General features: G+C 71.9%; 15 protein-coding genes. 7 read left to right on the forward strand and 8 right to left on the reverse strand.

What is annotated here, in order from left to right; all coding sequences use genetic code 11:
- Positions 1-215: 215 nt before the first annotated feature.
- Together ABD352_RS21320 and ABD352_RS21325 are read right to left on the reverse strand one after the other, a co-directional pair.
- Positions 216-851: a hypothetical protein gene (locus ABD352_RS21320; RefSeq protein ID WP_344614193.1), complete on the reverse strand. Its 636-nt coding sequence runs from the start codon at positions 849-851 to the stop codon at positions 216-218.
- Positions 852-1,238: 387 nt separating this feature from the next.
- On the reverse strand, positions 1,239-2,219 hold the full coding sequence (locus tag ABD352_RS21325) for a hypothetical protein (RefSeq protein ID WP_344614194.1): 981 nt from the start codon (positions 2,217-2,219) through the stop codon (positions 1,239-1,241).
- Between the two features lie 73 nt (positions 2,220-2,292).
- On the opposite strand from ABD352_RS21325, the gene ABD352_RS21330 reads away from it, so the two are divergent.
- Genes ABD352_RS21330 through ABD352_RS21345 form a run of 4 tightly spaced genes read left to right on the forward strand, consistent with a single transcriptional unit; the run spans position 2,293 to position 7,566 of the window.
- The gene (locus ABD352_RS21330) at positions 2,293-4,914 is read left to right on the forward strand and encodes a valine--tRNA ligase (protein ID WP_344614195.1); all 2,622 of its coding nucleotides are present in this window, start codon (positions 2,293-2,295) and stop codon (positions 4,912-4,914) included.
- A gap of 53 nt (positions 4,915-4,967) precedes the next feature.
- The gene (locus tag ABD352_RS21335) at positions 4,968-6,236 is read left to right on the forward strand and encodes a bifunctional folylpolyglutamate synthase/dihydrofolate synthase (protein ID WP_344614293.1); all 1,269 of its coding nucleotides are present in this window, start codon (positions 4,968-4,970) and stop codon (positions 6,234-6,236) included.
- Positions 6,233-6,583, forward strand: a complete 351-nt coding sequence (locus ABD352_RS21340; protein ID WP_344614196.1) for a DUF4233 domain-containing protein — start codon at positions 6,233-6,235, stop codon at positions 6,581-6,583. The genes ABD352_RS21335 and ABD352_RS21340 overlap by 4 nt, the downstream gene beginning before the upstream one ends.
- Positions 6,583-7,566, forward strand: coding sequence for a helix-turn-helix transcriptional regulator (locus ABD352_RS21345; RefSeq protein WP_344614197.1), 984 nt, complete (start codon positions 6,583-6,585; stop codon positions 7,564-7,566). The genes ABD352_RS21340 and ABD352_RS21345 overlap by 1 nt, the downstream gene beginning before the upstream one ends.
- 184 nt (positions 7,567-7,750) lie before the next feature.
- On the opposite strand, the gene ABD352_RS21350 is transcribed toward ABD352_RS21345, so the two are convergent.
- Positions 7,751-9,952 (reverse strand): VOC family protein, encoded by a 2,202-nt coding sequence (locus ABD352_RS21350; protein WP_344614198.1) that lies wholly within the window; start codon positions 9,950-9,952, stop codon positions 7,751-7,753.
- Between the two features lie 234 nt (positions 9,953-10,186).
- On the opposite strand from ABD352_RS21350, the gene ndk reads away from it, so the two are divergent.
- Positions 10,187-10,600, forward strand: a complete 414-nt coding sequence (gene ndk / locus ABD352_RS21355) for a nucleoside-diphosphate kinase (RefSeq protein ID WP_344614199.1) — start codon at positions 10,187-10,189, stop codon at positions 10,598-10,600.
- Positions 10,601-10,623: 23 nt separating this feature from the next.
- On the opposite strand, the gene ABD352_RS21360 is transcribed toward ndk, so the two are convergent.
- The 4 genes from ABD352_RS21360 to ABD352_RS21375 all read right to left on the reverse strand — a co-directional run bounded on the left by ABD352_RS21360 (position 10,624) and on the right by ABD352_RS21375 (position 14,516).
- The gene (locus ABD352_RS21360) at positions 10,624-11,880 is read right to left on the reverse strand and encodes an ATP-binding protein (RefSeq protein ID WP_344614200.1); all 1,257 of its coding nucleotides are present in this window, start codon (positions 11,878-11,880) and stop codon (positions 10,624-10,626) included.
- Between the two features lie 242 nt (positions 11,881-12,122).
- On the reverse strand, positions 12,123-12,794 hold the full coding sequence (locus ABD352_RS21365; protein ID WP_344614201.1) for a lysophospholipid acyltransferase family protein: 672 nt from the start codon (positions 12,792-12,794) through the stop codon (positions 12,123-12,125).
- A 128-nt stretch (positions 12,795-12,922) separates the two neighbouring features.
- Positions 12,923-13,774: an EamA family transporter gene (locus tag ABD352_RS21370; protein ID WP_344614202.1), complete on the reverse strand. Its 852-nt coding sequence runs from the start codon at positions 13,772-13,774 to the stop codon at positions 12,923-12,925.
- A 97-nt stretch (positions 13,775-13,871) separates the two neighbouring features.
- Positions 13,872-14,516, reverse strand: coding sequence for a B3/B4 domain-containing protein (locus ABD352_RS21375; protein WP_344614203.1), 645 nt, complete (start codon positions 14,514-14,516; stop codon positions 13,872-13,874).
- Between the two features lie 26 nt (positions 14,517-14,542).
- Between ABD352_RS21375 and ABD352_RS21380 the strand changes: the two genes are divergently transcribed.
- Entirely contained in the window at positions 14,543-15,148 is a 606-nt protein-coding gene (locus ABD352_RS21380) for a helix-turn-helix domain-containing protein (RefSeq protein ID WP_344614204.1), read from the forward strand.
- Here the strand turns inward: ABD352_RS21380 and ileS are convergent.
- Positions 15,145-18,255 carry an isoleucine--tRNA ligase gene (gene ileS, locus ABD352_RS21385; RefSeq protein ID WP_344614205.1) on the reverse strand — a complete coding sequence of 1,037 codons (3,111 nt, stop codon included), beginning with the start codon at positions 18,253-18,255 and terminating at the stop codon, positions 15,145-15,147. The two genes, ABD352_RS21380 and ileS, sit on opposite strands and share 4 nt — an antisense overlap.
- A 358-nt stretch (positions 18,256-18,613) precedes the next feature.
- Here ileS and ABD352_RS21390 point away from each other — a divergent pair, with 358 nt between their 5' ends.
- A complete protein-coding gene (locus tag ABD352_RS21390; protein WP_344614206.1) occupies positions 18,614-20,140 on the forward strand; it encodes a chitinase in 1,527 nt (508 codons plus the stop codon).
- Positions 20,141-20,208: the final 68 nt, after the last annotated feature.

Here is a 20,208-nt window from a genome sequence, read left to right on the forward strand (position 1 = left end):
TCCAGCGCCGATGGTACTGCACCCGAGAGAGTGTGGGAGAGTAGGACGCCGCCGGACAAACTTTCGCCAGGGGCCCACCGATTCGGTGGGCCCCTGATGCGTTTCCCGGGTGCCCGCAAGAATTGGGCGCCGGCGAATAAGAAAGCGGCCAGTCCCGTTCGGGGCGGCCGCTTCTTCGTGTTCCGGGTCAAAGGGTTGATCAGGAAGAGGGTCGATCAGGAGCGGTGTTCCACGGCGGAGCGCAGGTCCAGGATGGACTTCGCGGAGTCGGTGACCGAGCGGGACGAGAACAGGGCCACGCCCAGCGAGCCGTTGTCGGCCCAGCCGCAGACGGAGAGGTCCGCGTCGTCGACCTTGGTCGCGCCGCAGCGGACTGTGCCGCCCAGGGGGCCGGCGTCGACGTCGTGCAGGTCGCGGACGCCGCCGTTGTCGTCGGTCACCACGTCGAACGCGGACTTCAGGGTGTCGGCGGGCTTCCAGATGCGGGCCGTGCCGGCGACCAGGATCGCGTCGGACTTGCCGTCGTGGTAGATCAGGCCGTAGCTGGTGTCGAGGTTGACCTTGGTGGCGATGGCGTCGCGGATGTACTCGGCGGTGTCCTTCGCGCCGTCGCTGGTGTCCAGCGTGAAGTTGCCGACCTTGCCCGGGGACTTGATCTCGGTGTCGCTCTGGCCCAGGACCCGGGCGACCGTGGGGCCGTAGATGACGCCGGAGATGAGCAGCGCCGCGGCCGCGATCGAGCCGGAGATGATGGCGACGCGCTTGAGACGGATGCGAGGGGCGGGGGCCTCCTCGGGCTCGTCCTCGTCGTAGGTGTACAGGCCGGCGGGACCGCCGTCGGGGTCGACCATCGGCGCACTGTAGCAAGCGACCCTGGGTGGTTGCCGGACAGTCGGCGGAGGGCAGATCGCCGCAGGTCGGCTCGGTCCAAGGGCGTCCGGCGCGGAGGCGACGCAGGGGGCCGGGCCTGGGATTGGCCGGCGCCCCGGCGAGATGCCGTCATGGATGCGCCGGCCAGCGGCCAGGAGCGGAGCTGGACCCGGCCCCGAGCCAGGTCAGGTTCGGGGCAAGCGGGTCAGTGGATCAGGCGGGTCAGCGGATCTGCGGATCTGCGGATCTGCGGATCTGCGGATCTGCGGATCTGCGGATCTGCGGGTCGGCGGATCTGCGGGTCAGCGGGTCAGCGGGTCAGCGGGTCAGTGGATCAGGCGGATCAGGCGGATCAGCGGATCTGCGGGTCAGCGGGTCTGCACGGCCTCGCGGATCTGGACGAAGAGCGGGGCGGCGTCGGCGGCGGAACGGCCGAAGAAGATCACCACGCCGATGCTGCCGTGGTCGCCCCACGCGCAGAGCGCGAACTTGGTGCCGTCGCCGGTGCTGGCCTTGCCGTCGGCGCACTTCACGGTGCCGCCCAGCTTGCCGGCGCTGTAGGAGCGGACCGCGCCGACCGACGTCTGGCCGGAGGCGCCGTCGAAGCCCTTGAAGGCGTTGTCGACCTCGGAGCCCGGGGACAGGAACGTGCCGGTGGCGGCGACCACGACGACCAGCTTGTCGGTGTTGCCGCCGGCGGTGTACACGCCGGTGGCGATCTCGTCCAGGCCCGAGACGTCGCTGCGCAGCGAGGACTCGGCGCTGTTGGCCAGGGTGGTGGCGGAGTCGCCGGTCTCCTTGGTCAGGCCGCCGGGCAGGCTCGGGGGCGCGGCCACGTGGGCGTTGCCCTCGCTGATGAACGGGTAGAAGTAGACGCAGGCGACCACGGCGCAGACCAGGAACACGGCGCCGACCACAGCCAGCGTGATCTTCAGGCCCTTGCCCTTCTTCGCCGGCGGCGGGGGCGGCGCGAACGTGGGCTGGGCCGGGGGATAGCCGGGCTGCCCCATCGCCGGAGGCGCGGGCTGAGCCGACACCGGATAGCCGGAGACGGGCTGGCCGGAGACGGGGTAGCCGGCGCCGGGCGGGGCGGAGACGGGGTAACCGGCGCCAGGCTGGGCCGCGGTCGGATAGCCGACGCCGCGCTGGCCGGAGGCCGGGTAGCCGGCGCCGGGCTGGCCGGAGACCGGGTAGCCGGGCGGGGGCGGCTGGTTGGCCGGCGGCGGGCCGTACGGGGCCGGGTTACTCGGCGGCGGGGGCGTGCCGAACTCCGGAGCCAGGTCGTACGACACGGGTCGGAACGGCTCCGAGCGCGGCTCGTCGTCCGGGTTTTGCGGCGGGTGGGTCACCGTCGATCAGTCTCCTGAGTTAAGGGGCAAAGGCGAGCGTAGACCCCCTCCGCGACAGTTCTAGACTTTGCGTGTGACGGATACTCCACGCGCGGCGCAGGCAGCCCCGGCGCTCTCGGCTCAATATGCCCCCGGCGAGGTCGAGCAGCGGCGGTACGAGCAATGGGTAGCCGACGGTCTGTTCAAGGCGGACGCGTCCAGTGACAAGCCGCCGTTCACGATCGTATTGCCGCCGCCGAACGTCACCGGGTCGCTGCACATCGGGCACGCGCTCGACCACTCGGTGCAGGACGCGCTGACGCGGCGCAAGCGCATGCAGGGGTACGAGACGCTCTGGCTGCCCGGCATGGACCACGCCGGCATCGCCACGCAGAACGTCGTCGAGCGCCAGCTGGCCAGCGACGGCGTGTCCCGGCACGACCTCGGGCGTGAGGCGTTCGTCGAGAAGGTCTGGCAGTGGAAGGCCGAGTCCGGCGGCAAGATCCTTGGGCAGATGACCCGGCTCGGGGACTCGGTGGACTGGAGCCGCGAGCGCTTCACCATGGACGAGGGCCTGTCCCGGGCCGTGCTGACCATCTTCAAGCGGCTCTTCGACGACGGGCTCATCTACCGGGCCGAGCGGATCATCAACTGGTGCCCGCGCTGCCTGACCGCGCTCTCCGACATCGAGGTCGAGCACTCCGACGATGAGGGCGAGCTCGTCTCCATCCGCTACGGCGACGGCGACGACGCGATCGTGGTGGCCACCACGCGGGCCGAGACGATGCTCGGCGACACCGCGGTGGCCGTGCACCCCGACGACGAGCGCTACAAGCACCTGGTCGGCACCGAGGTCGAGCTGCCGCTCACCGGGCGGCGGATCCCGATCGTGGCCGACGTGCACGTCGACCCGGCGTTCGGCACCGGCGCGGTCAAGGTGACCCCGGCGCACGACCCGAACGACTTCGAGATCGGGCAGCGCCACGACCTGCCGAGCCTGACCATCATGGACGAGCGCGGCGTGATCACCACGCACGGGCCGTTCCTGGGGCTGGACCGCTACGAGGCCCGGCCGGCGGTCGTGGCCGCGCTGCGGGCCGAGGGGCGGATCGTGGCCGAGAAGCGGCCGTACGTGCACGCCGTCGGCCACTGCCAGCGGTGCAACACGACGGTGGAGCCGCGGCTGTCACTGCAGTGGTTCGTGCGGACCGAGCCGCTGGCCAAGGCGGCCGGCGACGCGGTGCGCGACGGGCGGGTGCGGGTCGAGCCGCCGGAGCTCACGAAGCGGTACTTCGGCTGGGTCGACAACATGCACGACTGGTGCATCTCGCGGCAGCTGTGGTGGGGCCACCGGATCCCGGTCTGGTACGGGCCGAACGGCGAGCTCGTGTGCGTCGGCCCGGACGACGAGGTCCCCACCGGCGAGGGCTGGGTGCAGGACGCCGACGTGCTGGACACCTGGTTCAGCTCGGCGCTGTGGCCCTTCTCCACGCTCGGCTGGCCCGACGAGACGGCCGACCTCGCCAAGTTCTATCCGACGAGCGTGCTCGTCACGGGGTACGACATCCTGTTCTTCTGGGTTGCCCGGATGATGATGTTCGGCCTCTACGCGATGGGCGGGCGGCAGCCCTTCGACGTGGTCATGCTCCACGGCATGGTCCGCGACCAGTACGGCAAGAAGATGTCGAAGTCGTTCGGCAACGTCGTCGACCCGCTGGACTGGATCGAGCGCTTCGGCGCCGACGCGACCCGCTTCACGCTGCTGCGCGGGGCCAACCCGGGCGCCGACGTGCCGGTGAGCGAGGAGTGGGTCCAGGGGGCGCGCAACTTCGCCAACAAGTTGTGGAACGCCACCCGCTACGGGCTGTCCAACGGCGCCACCGTCGAGGGCGAACTGCCAACGGCCGGGCTGAGCACCGTGGACCGCTGGATCCTGTCCCGCCTGCAGCACGTCATCGGCGAGGTGGACCAGCAGTTCGAGGCGTTCGAGCTGGCCAAGGTGTGCGACACGCTCTACCACTTCGCGTGGGACGACGTCTGCGACTGGTACCTGGAGCTGACCAAGCCGGTCCTCACCGGCGACGACGAGGCGGCCAAGGCGGTCACCCGGCGGGTCCTCGGCCACGTGCTGGAGAGCCTGCAGCGGCTGCTGCACCCGATCATGCCGTTCGTCACCGAGGAGCTGTGGACGACGCTCACCGGTGGGGCGACGGTCGTGCGGGCCGAGTGGCCGAGCGCCGACAAGGATCTCGTCGACGACGCCGCCGAGGGCGAGGTGGAGAACCTGCAGCGGGTCGTCACCGAGGTCCGGCGGTTCCGCGCCGACCAGGGCGTGAAGCCGGCCCAGCGGGTGGTGGCCCGGCTCGAGGGGCTCGACGCCGCCGGGCTGGCCGCGCACGAGGGGCTGATCCGCTCGCTGGCGCGCCTCGACCCGGCCGGTGGGGAGTTCGCGGCGACGGCGAAGCTGGCCGTCGGCGTCGGGGTCACCGTCGAGCTGGACACCCGCGGGGCGATCGACGTCGCCGCCGAGCGGGCCCGGCTCACGAAGGACCAGGCCGCGGCGGAGAAGGAGGCCGCGCAGTGCCGGGCCAAGCTCGGCAACTCGGCCTTCACCGACAAGGCGCCCGAGCCGGTGGTCGCGAAGATCCGCCAGCGGCTGGAGGCCGCCGAGGCCGACCTGACCCGCATCGCCGCCCAATTGGAAGCATTGCAGTGACCCGATCCTTCAGTGAGGTCGACCAGGAGCTGAACGCGCGCGGGTTCACCCGCATGGTGTTCGACCTGAGCCGCATCGAGGGGCTGCTCGACACGCTCGGCAGCCCCCAGCGGGCGTACCCGTCGATCCACCTCACCGGCACCAACGGCAAGACGTCCACGGCCCGGATGATCGACTCGCTGCTGCGGGCGCACGGGCTGCGCACCGGGCGGTACACCAGCCCGCACCTGCAGAGCATCACCGAGCGGATCAGCATCGAGGGCGAGCCGATCAGCGAGGCGAAGTTCGTCGAGGTGTACGAGGAGGTGGCGCCGCTGGCCGAGTTCCTCGACGCGCGCAGCGACGAGCCCCTGACGTACTTCGACATGACCACCGCGATGGCCTTCGCCGCGTTCGCCGACGCGCCCGTCGACGTGGCCGTGGTCGAGGTCGGCCTCGGTGGCGCGGACGACTCCACCAACGTGCTGCATGCCCAGACCACGGTCATCACGCCGATCGGCCTGGACCACACCGAGTGGCTGGGCGACACGATCGAGGAGATCGCCTGGGCCAAGGCCGGCATCGTGCACAAGGGCTCGACGCTGATCTGCGCGCTGCAGCCCGAGGAGGCGATGCGCCCGATCCTGGAGCGCTGCGCCGAGGTGGGCGCGACGCTGGCCCGGGAGGGGCGCGAGTTCGGCGTCGTGCACCGGGACCTGGCCGTCGGCGGGCAGGTGCTGACGCTGCAGGGGCTCTCCGGGACGTACGAGGGAATCTTCCTGCCCTTGCATGGTGAACACCAGGCGCAGAACGCGGCCGTCGCGCTCGCCACCGTGGAGGCTTTCCTGGGCGCCGGGGCGGGGCGGGCGCTCAACCCGGAGTCGGTGCGCGACGGATTCGCCGGGACCACCTCGCCCGGCCGGCTGGAGCGGATCCGCAACTCGCCGCCGATCCTGCTCGACGCCGCGCACAACGCGCACGGCATGGCGGCCACGGTGCGGGCGCTGACCGAGGAGTTCGCGTTCAGCGGGCTCGTCGCGGTCGTCGCGGCGCTCGCCGACAAGGACATCGAGGGCATGCTCGAGCTGCTGGAGCCGATCACCGAGAGCGTCGTGGTGACCCGCAACAGCTCGCCCCGGGCCATGTCGGCGGCGCAGCTCGGGTCGCTCGCCGAGGAGCTGTTCGGGGCCGATCGGGTGCACGTCGTACCGGACCTGCCGGATGCCATCGACGCGGCCGTCACCCTCGCCGAGTCCGACAACGCCGTCCCCGGCACCGTCGGGATCCTCATCACCGGCTCGGTCGTGACCGTCGCCGACGCCCGCGGGCTGCTGAAGCGATGAGCGCGCCGGCGGGACTGAAGAACCCGAGCGCCGCCGTGCGCGGCGTCGGCTCGGCCGGCCTGGCCGTCGAGGGGATCGTGCTGCTGCTGGCGCTGCTGCCGCTGGCGAAGCTCGGCCACGCCACCGGCGCCATCTGGCTGTGCGGGGTCCTCGCGGTCGTGTGCTTCCTGCTCTGCGGGCTGCTCAAGCACTCGTGGGCGTGGGTCGCCGGGCTGCTGGTGCAGGTCGCGCTGTTCGGCGGCGGGTTCCTGCACTGGTCGCTGATCGCCCTCGGGGTGGTCTTCGGCCCGGCCTGGCTCTACGCGCTGTACGTGCGCCGCTCGGTCTACGCGAACAAGCCCGACTGATGCGCGCGAGCCGGCTCCTGTCGACGCTGCTGTTGCTGCAGACCCGGGGCCGGCTCACCGCGCAGCAGATCGCGGACGAGCTCGAGGTGTCCGTCCGCACGGTGTACCGCGACATCGAGGCCCTGTCGGCCGCGGGCGTGCCCGTCTACGCCGACCGCGGCCCGGCCGGCGGCTTCCAGCTGCTCGACGGCTACCGAACCACCCTCACTGGACTCACCACCGACGAGGCGGCCGCGCTGCTGCTCGACGGCAGCGGCGCCACCGCGGGCGACCTCGGCCTCGGCCCGACGCTGGAGGCGGCGCGGCTGAAGCTGCTGGCCTCCCTGCCGGCCGAGCAGCGCACGACGGCGGGGCGCATCCAGGAGCGCGTGCACGTGGACGCGCCCGGCTGGTTCCGCGACCCGGAGGCGCCCCCGCACCTGGACACCATCGCCGCGGCGGTGTGGCAGGAGCAGAAGATCCGGATTCGGTACCGCAAGTGGGACCAGACCCCGGTCGAGCGCACCCTGGAGCCGCTCGGCCTGGTCCTCAAGGGCATCGCGTGGTACCTCGTGGCCCGCGGCCGGACGCGGGTCAACGCCTACCGGATCGCCCGCGTCGACGGGGTGGAGCCACTCGACGCCGGCTTCGAGCGCCCGGAGGGCTTCGACCTGCGGCGATACTGGCTGGAGTGGTCCGAGCGGCTGCAGGAGACCCTCTACAGCGGGGGCTCGGCGACGGTACGGCTGGCTCCGCGCGCGGTCGAACTGTGGTGGATGCTCGGCCCCGTCGCCTCGCGGGCCCTGCGGGAGACCGGCGCGCCCGACCCTTCCCAGCCGGGGTGGGTGCGCGCGGTCGTGCCGATCGAGTCCTTCGAGCACGCGCGGATCGACTTCGGCCGCTTCGGGCCCGACCTGGAGGTGCTGGAGCCGGCGGAACTCCGTGCGCTGATGGTTTCCGATGCCGCGGAGACGCTGCGCAGGTACTCGGCGGACTCGGGTTGAGACGATAAGTCGGGCGCTGGCGCGCCACGACTTATCGGACTTATACCCCGACAGGCGGCATGTCCGTTTTAGCATAAACTTCGGGGCGGCGGGCGGCGGCCTAGCGGCGGCGGGCGGCGGCGGAGCGGCGGCGGGCGGCGGCGGAGCGGCGGCGGGCGGCGGCCTAGCGGCGGCGGGCGGCGGCCTAGCGGCGCAGCTCCCAGCGGGTCAGGGCGATGGCGTGGCCGTCAGGGTCGCGGAAGGTCGCCGAGCACAGCTCGAGCTGCTCGCCCTGCGGCACCACCCGGGGCCGGTGCACGAAGTCGATGCCCTGCTCGCGCAGCCGCTCGTAGGCCTCGTACACGTCCGGCACGTCGAGGTTCAGGTGCACCACCCGGCGGTCGACCGGCGGCATGTCGGCGACCCGGCGCAGTACCACCCGGGCCGCGCCGGTCTTCAGCACCACGCTCGTGTCGCCGCTGTCCAGCTCGGTGAGGCCGAGCGTGTCGCGGTAGAAGCGCCGGGAGCGCTGCAGGTCGGAGACGATGAGCGTGATGCTCACGCCGTTGATCTCGTCCAGCGGCGTGGCCGGGCGGCGCGGGCCCGCGGCCTCCAGGAACTCCGCGACGGCCCCCTCGGTCAGCGGCTGCTCCTCCAGCTGGTCCTCGGGCGGGAGGTAGTGCTCGGTGGCGTACGGGTCGGGGGTCACCGCCGGCTCGTCGTCCTCGTCGTCCCGGCCGGCCGGGTCCGGCGGCGGGGTGCGCACGATCGGCGGGGCGCTGTAGAGGCCGGCGCCGACCGGGACCGGGCCGCGGCCGTTGCTGCCCCAGGCCGAGCCGAGCGGCTGCGGCGGCTCCTCGATCTCGGGCCGCGGCTCCGGGTCGGGCCACAGATCGAGGTCGGGCTCCTCGTCGGCCAGCTCGCCCTCGATGACCGGGTGCTCCGGGCGGCCGAGGCGCGTCGGGGGCTGCTCCGACTCGCGGTCCGGGTAGAACAGCACCGGGGCGGGCTCGATGTCCTTCGGCTCCGGGAAGATGACGATCGGGCCGGGCTCCGGGAGCGCGTACTCCTCCGGGTCCGCGGTCGCGGCCGGTGGCTCGGCTTGGTCCGGGTAGGTCGCCTCGGGCTCGTCGTAGAACTCGGTGTCGGGCTCGGCGGCGGGCTCGATCAGGTCCGCCGGTGGTTCGGTCGGCGGTTCCGTGGTCGGCCGTGGTCGGCCGGGGCGGCTGCGGCGGACTCGGTCGTGGGCGCTCGGGCGCGGGTACGGGCTCGGGCGGCGGTGGGCGCCGCCGGGCCTCGGCGTGGAGCGCAGCCGCATGATGACCGGCTCGTCCTCCTCACCGATGATCGTCTGGCCGGCCTGGTCGGAGGGCTCGTCGGCGTCGGTCTCGACCTCGGCCGGCTCGTCCGCGGCCAGCGCTTCGGCTGGGCTCTCGGCTTCCGCAGTCTCGGCCACCGGGGCTTCCGCCGCCTCCGCCTCCGTTTCAGTCTCCGTCTCCGCGATAGCGTCGGCCTCCGCCGCTGCCGCTGCCGCTGCCTCTGTCTCCGCCGCCGGCTCCGTCTCCGCGATAGCGTCCGCGTCCGCTTCCGTCGCCGTCTCCCCGATGGCCTCCGGGGCGACCGCGGCTTCCGGGGTGTCGAGGTCCTCGTGAGGCTCGGGCTCGGGTTCCGGCTCGGTTGAGGTGAAGGCGTAGGCGGCCGCAGACTGCGGGGCGAGCGAGGTGGCGCCGAGGGGACCGGCCGGGCGGTGGGCCGGATCGACGACCGCGTGCTTCGGCCGGGGCCGCGGGCGGGTCGCGCGGCGCGCGGCGGGCGGGATCTGCTCCGCCGGGGCGCCGCCCACGGCGGAGCCGGTGCGGGCGCCCGCGGTGGCGCCGACGGGCTCGTCCTGGTCGGGGTCGATCGGGGGGAGGTTGGGCAGCGTCGGGGTGTCGTCCGGCGGGACGCGGGTGCCCTGGGCCGGCGGGCGGTAGTAGTCGTCCCCGTCGACGGAGTAGCCGTCCTCGTCGGCCTCGTCGAAGGCGGCGCCGCCGAGCGGGGCGTGCATGTCCTCGGCCATGACCTCCTGGTAGGTCTGCACGCGGTCCCAGAGCACGGTGAACTTGCGCGGGGTGCCCTTGAGTACCTGCACCGGCAGCACGGCGCCGCGCTCCGGCCACTTCTCCAGCGGGATGGCCGGGTCGGTGCCGGTGACCGTGACGCGCGGGATGCCGGTCGCGGTGATGGTCAGCTCGAGCCGGCCGCGGGCCGTGCGGCCTTCCGAGGTGGGCCTTGGCGTGATGTCCTCGACGAGGGCGGTGCCCTGGACGTACAGCCGGACCTTGTTCCGCGAGTTGAGCACCATGATCATGACAGGCCCGGCCGCGGCGACGATCACGCCGAGCGCAACGACGAGCGCGTTTGTCATGCCCAGGCCGCAAAAGGCCAAGAAGCCGCCGATCACGATCAGCAGCAGTATGACCAGATTCCGGCTGTCAGACGAAGACGCGCGGTTGCTGGACGGCAAGTCGACCTCCCCAGACGACTGACATCAGGCTATGCCCGATCATTCCCGAAACGGAAGTCTCAGGCACCCTGGCGGGATGCGCGTCGTGACGCTCGGTAGGCTTCGGGCAGTACCGTGAATCTTGGAGGAGCCCTCGTGTCCGAGCGCACGCTCGTTCTCATCAAGCCCGACGCCGTTCGCCGCGGCCTGGTGGGCGAGATCATCGGCCGGCTGGAGCGCAAGGGCCTGACCATCGAGGCGATGACCCTGCGCACGATGGACGTGGCGCTGGCCGACCAGCACTACGCGGAGCACGTCGAGCGGCCGTACTACCCGGCGCTGCGGGACTTCATGACCGCCGGCGAGCTGGTCTCCCTGGTCGTCTCCGGCGACGAGGCCATCGCGGTGGTCCGCACCCTGATCGGCGCCACCGACGGCCGCAAGGCCGCCCCGGGCAGCATCCGCGGCGACCTGTCCCTGTCCAACCGGGAGAACCTGGTCCACGCCTCCGACTCGCCGGACAGCGCGAAGCGCGAGATCGGCCTGTGGTTCCCCGAGCTGGCCCTCTGACGGCAGATTCGGGTACATCCGTTTCATAGAGCGTCCGGCGGGGTCGTCCAGAGGGCCGAGATCGGCAGGCTGGCCAGGCCCTCGCCGAAGCTCAGCGGCTCGGTCCCGCAGTAGAGGACGAAGCCGGCCCGGAAGCGCGGCCCCAGGCGGCGCTGGAGCAGCCGCAGGCCGCGGAAGTCGTCCGGCCGGACCGTCTCGGCCGCCTTGACCTCCACGCCGACCACGTTGCCGGCGTTGTCCTCCAGGACCGCGTCGACCTCGTACTGGTCGCGGTCGCGGTAGTGGAAGAGGCGGATCGAGCTGCGCGACCAGGTGAGCTGGCGGGCCAGCTCGCTCAGCACGAAGTTCTCGATCAGGCCGCCCTCCGGCATGCCGCCGACGGCGCCGGTGGAGAGGAAGCCGGCCAGGCCGGGGTCGACGAAGATCACCTTGGGCGTGGCGACCGCCCTCGTGGTGGCGTTGGCCGACCAGGCCGGGATCAGGCGGACCAGGTAGATGGTCTCCAGGATCTCGATGTAGCGGCGCACGGTCGGGGCCGAGACGGCCAGCTCGGTGGCCAGCCGGTTCACGCTGAGCAGCCCCGCGGCCTGGGCGGCGAGCAGGGAGACCAGGCGGCGCATGTCGGCCGCCTTCTCGATGTCGGCGACCTGCTTCACGTCGCGGGTGATGACGTCGTCCAGGTAGCCCTCGAAGAAGCGCTCGCGGCGGCGCGGGGTCTCGCGGCGCACGGCCTCCGGGTAGCCGCCGCGCAGGGCCCGGGCCAGGCACTCGCGGCGGGAGAAGTCAGGGGCGTCGGGGACCCGCAGGTCGGCGCCGTGGCGGAAGGCGGCTTCGACGAAGCCGTCGGGGGCGTCGTCGATCTCGCCCTGGGCCAGCGGCCAGAGCTCGATCGTCTCGGAGCGGCCGGGCAGCGCGTCGGGGAGGCTCTGCAGGGCCAGCAGGCGGGCCGAGCCGGTGAGCAGGAGGCGGCCGGGGCGCGGGTCGCGGTCCACGATGTGCTTGATGGCCAGCCACAGGTCCGGCACCCGCTGTACCTCGTCGATCAGCATCAGGCCGTCGTGCTGGACGAAGCGGACGGGGTCGGCCTGGGCCGCGGTGCGGGTGCCGGGGTTGTCCAGGAAGCGGGCCACGCCGCCGGGGTGCTGCTTGAGCACGATCTCGGCGAGGGTGCTCTTGCCGACCTGGCGGGCGCCGTTGAGTACCACCACGCGGGTGTCCTCCAGGGCCTCGAGGACCAGCTCGGCGGCGTGGCGAGGAAGGTAGTCGGCGGCTCGGCGCACACCGTCAGGCTACCGGTTGGGTTTCGATCTGCCGACGGGGTGGCTTTCAATCTGCCGAAGGAGTGCCCTGAGATCTGCCGACAGCCTGCCCTGAGATCTGCCGACAGCCTGCCCTGAGATCTGCCGACAGCCTGCCCTGAGATCTGCCGACAGCCTGCCCTGAGATCTGCCGACAGCCTGGCTTGAGATCTGCCGACAGGTTGGGTTGAGATCCGCCGAGGGGTCGCCGAAGGGGCGGCGCGCTACTCGGCGGTCTCGGCGAGCTGGTCGGGGCGCTTGGGCGCGTAGCGGCCGACGTACTCCTGCCCCGTGAGCTGCTGGATCGCGTTCATGAGCTTCAGCGTGACCTCGCGCAGCCCCCGGCTGTCGACCTCGCCGCCGCCCTGCCACTGGCTCAGGTCCAGCGGCTCGCCGAAGCGGACCTCGACCTTCGGGCCCAGCTTGGGCAGCGAGGCGCCGATCGGCATGACCTGGTCGAAGCCCATCAGGCCGACGGGGATGATCGGGGCCGGGGCGTCCAGGGCGAGCTTGGCCACGCCGGGCCGGCCGCGGTAGAGGCGGCCGTCGGTCGAGCGGGTGCCCTCGGGGAAGATGCCCAGCACGTGGCCGTCGCGCAGCACCGGCAGGGCGGCGTCCAGCGCCATGAGGCTGGCCCGGCCGCCGGAGCGGTCCACCGGGATCTGGTTCAGGCCGAACATGATCTGGCGCATCATGGCGCCCTTGAGGCCGGGGCCGGTGAAGTACTGGTTCTTGGCCAGGAAGTACACGTTGCGGGGGGCGATCGCGCCCAGCATCACCGAGTCGAGGACCGACTGGTGGTTGCTGGCGAGGATCGCCGGGCCGTCCTTCGGGACGTTGTCCAGGCCGCTGATCTTCGGGTGCCACAGCACGCGCACCGTGGGTGCGACCGTCATCTTGCCGACCGCATAGAGCGCGGACAAATGTCCTCCCAGCTCAACTGGACACTGCCGCACACTCTAACGGCCGCCCCGGGCCAGGGCAGCCGGAGAGTTCACAAGGTGGGCAACACCACCCGCGGCTCCTACGACGCCACGAGCACCAGGGCGGTCGCGGCCAGGCCCAGGCCGGCCAGCTGCACGAGACGAAGGCGCTCGCGGTCGACGAGCATGGCCAGCAGTACCGTGGAGACCGGATAGAGCGCGGCGATCGGCGCGATGATGCTGAGGTCCCCGCGATCGACGGCCAGCAGGTAGAGCGCGTTGGCGCTCATGTCCAGCGCGCCGGCCAGCACCAGCCAGCGGGCCGGGGAGCCGGCCGGGCGGGCGACGCCGGCCCGCAGGCGACGCACGAGCAGGGGCGCGCCGAGGGCGAGCGCGGCCACCTGGGCGCCCGCGATCGGCCACAGCCCGGCGTGCCCGCCGGTCCGGGACAGGCACGTGAAGAACAGGCCGAACGCGGCGCCGGACAGCAGCGCGAGGCCGATCAGCCGGCCGGTGACCTTTCCCGCGGTACCGGTCTCGGCACCACCGCCGGCCGCGCTGACCAGGCCGATCGCCGCGACCGCGCAGGCCGCGCCGGTGAGCGCGAGGGCGCCCGGGCGCTCGCCGGCGGCCAGGCCGAAGCCGACCGGCAGCAGGGCGGTGGTCACGGCGCTCACCGGGGCGACGATCGCCATCGCCCCGCCGGCCAGGGCGCGGTAGAAGACGAACATGCCGAGCACGCCGAGCACGCCGGCGGCGGCGCCCCAGGCCAGCGTGCGGGGGTGCACGGGCGCCGGGAGCAGGAAGAGGTACAGCGCCAGCAGCGGCACGCTCGCGGCCTTCGACAGCACCACGACGAGCAGCGCGTCGGCCTTCTGGCTGGCCTTGCCGCCGGCGAAGTCGCCGACCCCCCAGACGAGCCCCGACAGCGCCGCGAAGACGATCCCGATCATGAGCCGGTGAGTCCGGACTCGTGCCCCGTCGGGAGATAAATCCGATAAGTCGTGGCGCGCAGCGCCCGACTTATCGGAAAAGCCCGTTGCGAAGGCGTCATGCGAGCCGCTCGATGCGGATCGAGTCGGCGTCGAGCAGGCCGGCCAGCATGTCCGCGGCCGGGCGCAGGTCCAGGTCCAGGCCCTCCAGCAGGAAGACGGCCGAGGTGGTCGACCCGGTCAGGGCGGTGCGCCGGCCCTGGCGCCAGTTCCACCGCCGGCACGTCACGGCCACGTCGTCGCGCCAGATGACCTCGCCCGGCTCCGGCGACTCGACGGCCGGGGCGCCGTCCTTCACCGTGTCGAACTCCTCGTCGCCGGTCGCGCGGACCAGCCGCTCGACGCCGGTCAGCCGGGCCCGGTCCTCGCCGCCGATCGGGACGGCGAAGCGGATGCTCACCGCGTTGTAGGCGTCCACCAGGCGGTTGACCGACGGCAGGTCGCCGCGGGCGGCCCGCTTGCGCAGCGCCTCGGCCGAGCACGGGGTGCGCTGGGGCTTGGCGCCGAACGCGCGGTACACGTCCCGCCAGGCCTCCAGGTGCGGGTGCGGCGCGCTGAGGTCGCCGGCGGCCTCGACCGCCTCGCGCAGCAGGGAAGGGTCGCCGGGGCCGTTGCGCAGCCCGTCGGCCAGGATCGCGAGGACGGTAGCCTCATGGCCCACGGAGCGGCACAGGTCGAGTACATCGTCGGCGACGGCGAACATGCCATAGTCGTATCACAATACTGACCGTGAAGGAAAATATTTTGACCGACCGGGAGCGGGACGCGCAGGCCGCGATCGCGCGGCAGGTGAAGGGCCTGCGGCAGGGGCGGCGGTGGTCGCTGGACGAGCTGGCCGCCCGCTCGGGCGTCAGCAAGGGCATGCTCGTGCAGATCGAGGGGGCCCGCACCAACCCGAGCATCGGCACGCTGTGCCGGGTGGCCGAGTCGTTCGGGGTCAGCATCGGGCGGCTGCTGGAGGGCGAGCCCGAGCCGGTGGTGAAGGTCGTCGGGGCGGACGAGCCGGCGGTGCTGTGGCGCGGGCCGAAAGGCGGGTCCGGGCGGCTGCTGCGCGGCGTGAACGATCCCGCGTTCGTGGAGGTCTGGGACTGGCGGATGGCGCCGGGGGAGGAGCACGACTCCGGCGACCACGCGCCGCGCACCCGCGAGATCATCCACATTCGCCAGGGCGAGCTGGAGATCACCGTCGACTCCGCGGTGTACGCCGCGAAGCCCGGCGAGACCATCGACTTTCCGGCGGACCGCCCCCACAGCTACCGGAACACCGGCGCGGTGGAGGCGGTCCTCACGATGGTGGTGGTCATGCCCACCGGGGAGCACGACCGGAGGCGCTAGACGGGCGTCACCGCCACCTTGACCTGGTCGCCCTCGCCGACCTCGCCGGCGAAGCCGTCGACCAGGGTGCCCAGCTCGACGGAGTTGGCCAGGGTCTCGCCGGCCACGAAGGCCGAGTGGGCGGCCAGCGCCTCGGCGACCGCGGACGGGCCGTCGACCACGACCACGATCCGGTCCGACACGTTGAGGTCGGCGTCGCGGCGGGCCTGCTGGATCACCCGGACCAGGTCGCGGGCCAGGCCCTCGGCGGCGAGCTCCGGGGTCACCGTGCTGTCGAGCACGACCACGCCCTCGCCGCCGGGCAGCGGCGCCGACTGGGTCGGGTCGGCGGCCACGAGCTTGAGGTCGTACTCGCCCTCCCGCAGCTCCACCCCGCCCGCGATCACCGCGTCGCCGTTGCGGCCCCAGTCGCCGGCCTTCACCGCCTTGATGACCTGCTGCACGTCCTTGCCCAGCCGGGGGCCGAGCACCCGCGGTACCAACGTCAGCACCGGCGTGCAGTGGGCCGCCACGTCGCCGGTGAACTCGACCGCCTTGACGTTCACCTCGTCGGCGACGAGCGCCGCGAAGGGCCGCAGGGCCTCGGCGTTCGGCGTGGCCACGGTGAGCGTCTGCAGCGGCAGGCGCACCCGCAGGCCGCGGGCCTTGCGCAGGGACAGCGCGGCCGAGCACACGTCGCGCACGGCGTCCATGTCGGCCACCAGCTGGTGGTCGGCCGGGAACTGCTCCGCCGACGGCCAGTCGGTCAGGTGCACCGAGCGCTCGCCGGTCAGGCCGCGGTAGATCTCCTCCGCGGTCAGCGGCGCGAGCGGGGCCACCACCTGGGCCAGCGTGGAGAGCACCGTGTAGAGGGTGTCGAACGCGTCGTGGTCGCCGGACCAGAAGCGGTCCCGCGAGCGGCGCACGTACCAGTTGGTGAGCGCGTCGAGGTAGGCCCGCACGGTGCCGCACGCACCGGAGATGTCGTAGGCGTCCAGCTGCCGCCCGGTGGTGGCCACCAGCTCGCCGGTCTTGGCCAGCACGTACCGGTCCAGCAGGTCGGTGCTGTCGGTGCGTCGCCGCGCGGTATAGCCGTCGGCGTTGGCGTACAGCGAGAAGAAGTACCACACGTTCCACAGCGGCAGCAGGACCTGGCGCACGGCGTCGCGGATGCCGGTCTCCGTCACCGGCATGTCGCCGCCGCGCAGCACCGGGGAGGAGACCAGGAACCAGCGCATGGCGTCCGAGCCGTACGCGTCGAACACCCGGTAGACGTCCGGGTAGTTGCGCAGACTCTTGGACATCTTGCGGCCGTCCTCGCCCAGCAGGATGCCGTGGCTCACGCAGTTGTTGAACGCCGGGCGGTCGAACAGCGCGGTGGCCAGCACGTGCATGGTGTAGAACCAGCCGCGGGTCTGCCCGATGTACTCCACGATGAAGTCGCCCGGGTAGTGGTGCTCGAACCAGTCGGCGTTCTCGAACGGGTAGTGCACCTGCGCGAACGGCATCGAGCCGGACTCGAACCAGCAGTCCAGCACCTCCGGCACCCGGCGCATGACCGACTGCCCGGTCGGGTCGTCCGGGTTGGGCCGGGTCAGGTTGTCGATCTCGGGGCGGTGCAGGTCGGTCGGGCGCACGCCGAAGTCGCGCTCGAGCTCGTCGAGCGAGCCGTAGGTGTCGATGCGGGGGTACTGCGGATCGTCGGACTTCCACACCGGGATCGGCGAGCCCCAGAACCGGTTCCGGCTGATCGACCAGTCGCGGGCGTTGCCCAGCCACTTGCCGAAGGAGCCGTCCTTGATGTGCTCCGGCGTCCAGGTGATCTGCTGGTTGAGCTCCACCATCCGGTCGCGGAAGGCGGTCACCTGCACGAACCAGGAGGACACCGCCTTGTAGACCAGCGGGGTGTCGCAGCGCCAGCAGTGCGGGTAGGAGTGGGTGTACGAGTCGTGGCGCACCACCACGCCGGCCGCCTTGAGGTCGCGGATCACCGGCTTGTTGGCCTCGAAGACCTGCAGCCCCTGGTACGGCGGCACGAGCGAGGTGAACCGCGTGTGCTCGTCGACGGTCACCACCGTCGGGATGTCCACCGACGCGCAGGCGTTCTGGTCGTCCTCGCCGAACGCGGGCGCCATGTGCACCACGCCGGTGCCGTCCTCGGTGGTCACGAAGTCGGCCCCGATGACCTGGAAGGCGTTCGGGGTGTCGGCGAGGAAGTCGAAGAGGGGGGTGTACCGCCGTCCGACCAGCTCCGCGCCGGCGACCGAGCCCGTGCGGGTGGCGCCGGCCAGCTCCTTCTCGTAGGCGGCGACCCGCGAGTCGGCCAGGATGTAGCGCTGCCCGTTCTCCTCGAACACCGCGTACTCGATCTCGGGGCCGACCGCGATGGCCAGGTTGGACGGCAGGGTCCACGGCGTGGTCGTCCAGACCAGGATCTTCTCGCCGGTCTCCAGCTGGAAGGCCACGGTCAGGGCCGGGTCCTGCCGGTCGCGGTAGACGTCCTCGTCCATGCGCAGCTCGGTGTTGGACAGCGGGGTCTCGCAGCGCCAGCAGTACGCCAGCACCCGGAAGCCCTCGTAGACCAGGCCCTTGTCGTACAGGGTCTTGAAGGCCCACATGACGCTTTCCATGTAGTCCAGGTCGAGCGTCTTGTAGTCGTTGGTGAAGTCGACCCAGCGGGCCTGGCGGGTGACGTACCGCTCCCACTCGCTGGTGTAGCGCAGCACCGACTCCTTGGTGGCCGCGTTGAACTTGTCGACGCCGAGCTGGAGGATCTCGGCCTTGGTCGTGATGCCCAGCTGCTTCTCGGCCTCGACCTCGGCGGGCATGCCGTGGCAGTCCCAGCCGAAGCGGCGCTCGACGCGGAAGCCCTTCATGGTCTTGTACCGCGGAACGACGTCCTTGGCGTAGCCGGTCAGCAGGTGACCGTAGTGCGGCAGCCCGTTGGCGAACGGGGGCCCGTCGTAGAACACGAACTCGTTCGCGCCGTTCTCGCCGGCCGGGCGCTGGTCCACCGAGGCCTGGAACGTCCCGTCGCCGGACCAGTAGTCCAGGACCTCGCGCTCGACTTCGGGGAGGCTCGGGCTCGCCGGGACGCCGGTGCCCGCGCGGTGCATCGGGTAGGCCATCGGTGGTCAATCTCCTCGCGTGGTCGCTTCTTCGACTCCACGCGGGGACGAACCGGTCGCCCGATCCGCGGTACCACCCCGCTTGCCACCGGGATGGTGCGTCCGGCGGCCGCTCGTTGGCCGGCTGTCACGGGCCGGTACCCGTCCGGGTCTACTGGGCCACCTGGGCGGCCGTTCTTCCGGAGGCTCGCCGGTGATGGCCGGGTCGACGCCTGTACCACTGAGGATAGCGCGCCGCCAGAAGCCGGTTTCGGCGGAGCCATAAGAAATAGTAAACAAACCTTGACATTAATTTCTGGCGCGTGTTTCGTTGGGGGAACGTCGACGCCCATCGACGTCCACCCCCACTGGAGCTTCCATGCGTCCTCGCCACATCACCCTGCTCGCAGGGACCGGCGCGGCGGTGCTGACCCTCGCCGGGGTCGTCCTCGCCATGCCCGCGTCCGCCGCCGAGCTGATCACCAACCCGAGCTTCGAGACCGGCACGACGTCCGGCTGGACCTGCGATTCCGCGTCGGTCACGTCCGGGGCCGCCCACACCGGCACCTACAAGCTCGCCGGAACCCCCGGGAGCACCACCGCCCAGTGCTCGCAGACGGTGTCGGTGCAGCCCAACACGAAGTACACCTTCTCGGGCTTCGTCAACGGCTCCTACGTCTTCATCGGCGTCACCGGCGGGGTCGACGCCAGCACGTGGACGCCCGGCACCAACGGGGCCTACGCGAACCTCTCGGTCGCGTTCACCACCGGCGCCACCCAGACGTCGGCCACCGTCTACGTGCACGGCTGGTACGGCCAGCCCGCCTACACCGCCGACGACTTCTCGCTCAACGGCCCGGGCGGCAACCCGACCACGGTCGGCCCGACGACCCCGTCGGCCTCGCCCTCGAAGTCCCCGTCGGCCTCGCCGTCGGCGTCCCCGTCCAAGTCGCCCTCGTCGTCGCCGTCGGCCTCGCCGAGCACGTCGCCGACCAACCCGGGCGGCGGGCTGCCGACGCACTTCCTGACCGGCTACTGGCAGGACTTCGTCAACCCGGCCACGCCGCTGCGGCTGCGGGACACGCCGGCCAACTACGACCTCATCGCGGTCGCCTTCGCCACCGCCACCGGCACCCCCGGCGGCCTGGCGTTCAGCGTCGACTCCGGGCTGTCCAGCGCGCTCGGCGGCTACAGCGACGCCGACTTCAAGGCCGACATCGCCACGATGCACTCGCGGGGCAAGAAGGTCATCCTCTCCGTCGGCGGCGAGACCGGCACGGTGAGCGTCGGCGACGCCAACTCGGCGACCAACTTCGCCAACTCGGCATACTCGATCATGCAGGCCTACGGCTTCGACGGCATCGACATCGACCTGGAGAACGGGCTCAACCCGACGTACATGGGCCAGGCCCTGCGCTCGCTGCGGTCCAAGGCGGGCGCGAACCTGATCATCACGATGGCGCCGCAGACGATCGACATGCAGTCGACCGGCAGCAGCTACTTCGCGCTGGCGCTCAACATCAAGGACATCCTGACGGTCGTCCACACGCAGTACTACAACTCCGGCAGCATGCTCGGCTGCGACCAGATGCAGGCGTACTCGCAGGGCACGGTCAACTTCATGACCGCCCTGGCCTGCATCCAGCTGGAGAACGGGCTGCGCCCGGACCAGGTGGCCCTGGGCCTGCCGGCCGGCACCGGCGCGGCGGGCGGCGGCGTGGTCTCCCCGTCGCTGGTCAACCAGGCGCTGGACTGCCTGGCCGTCGGCACCAACTGCGGCACGTTCAAGCCGCCGCACACCTACCCGGGCATCCGCGGCGCGATGACCTGGTCGATCAACTGGGACGTGAAGAACGGCAACGGCTTCGCCAACACGGTCAAGCCGCACCTGGCCACGCTGCCGTAACCAGAGACCTTCCTCCACCAACACAGTTCCGGGGGATCGGGTGTTCCCAGCACCCGATCCCCCGGAGC

The organism is Dactylosporangium salmoneum, from assembly GCF_039532525.1.
GTDB lineage: Bacteria > Actinomycetota > Actinomycetes > Mycobacteriales > Micromonosporaceae > Dactylosporangium > Dactylosporangium salmoneum.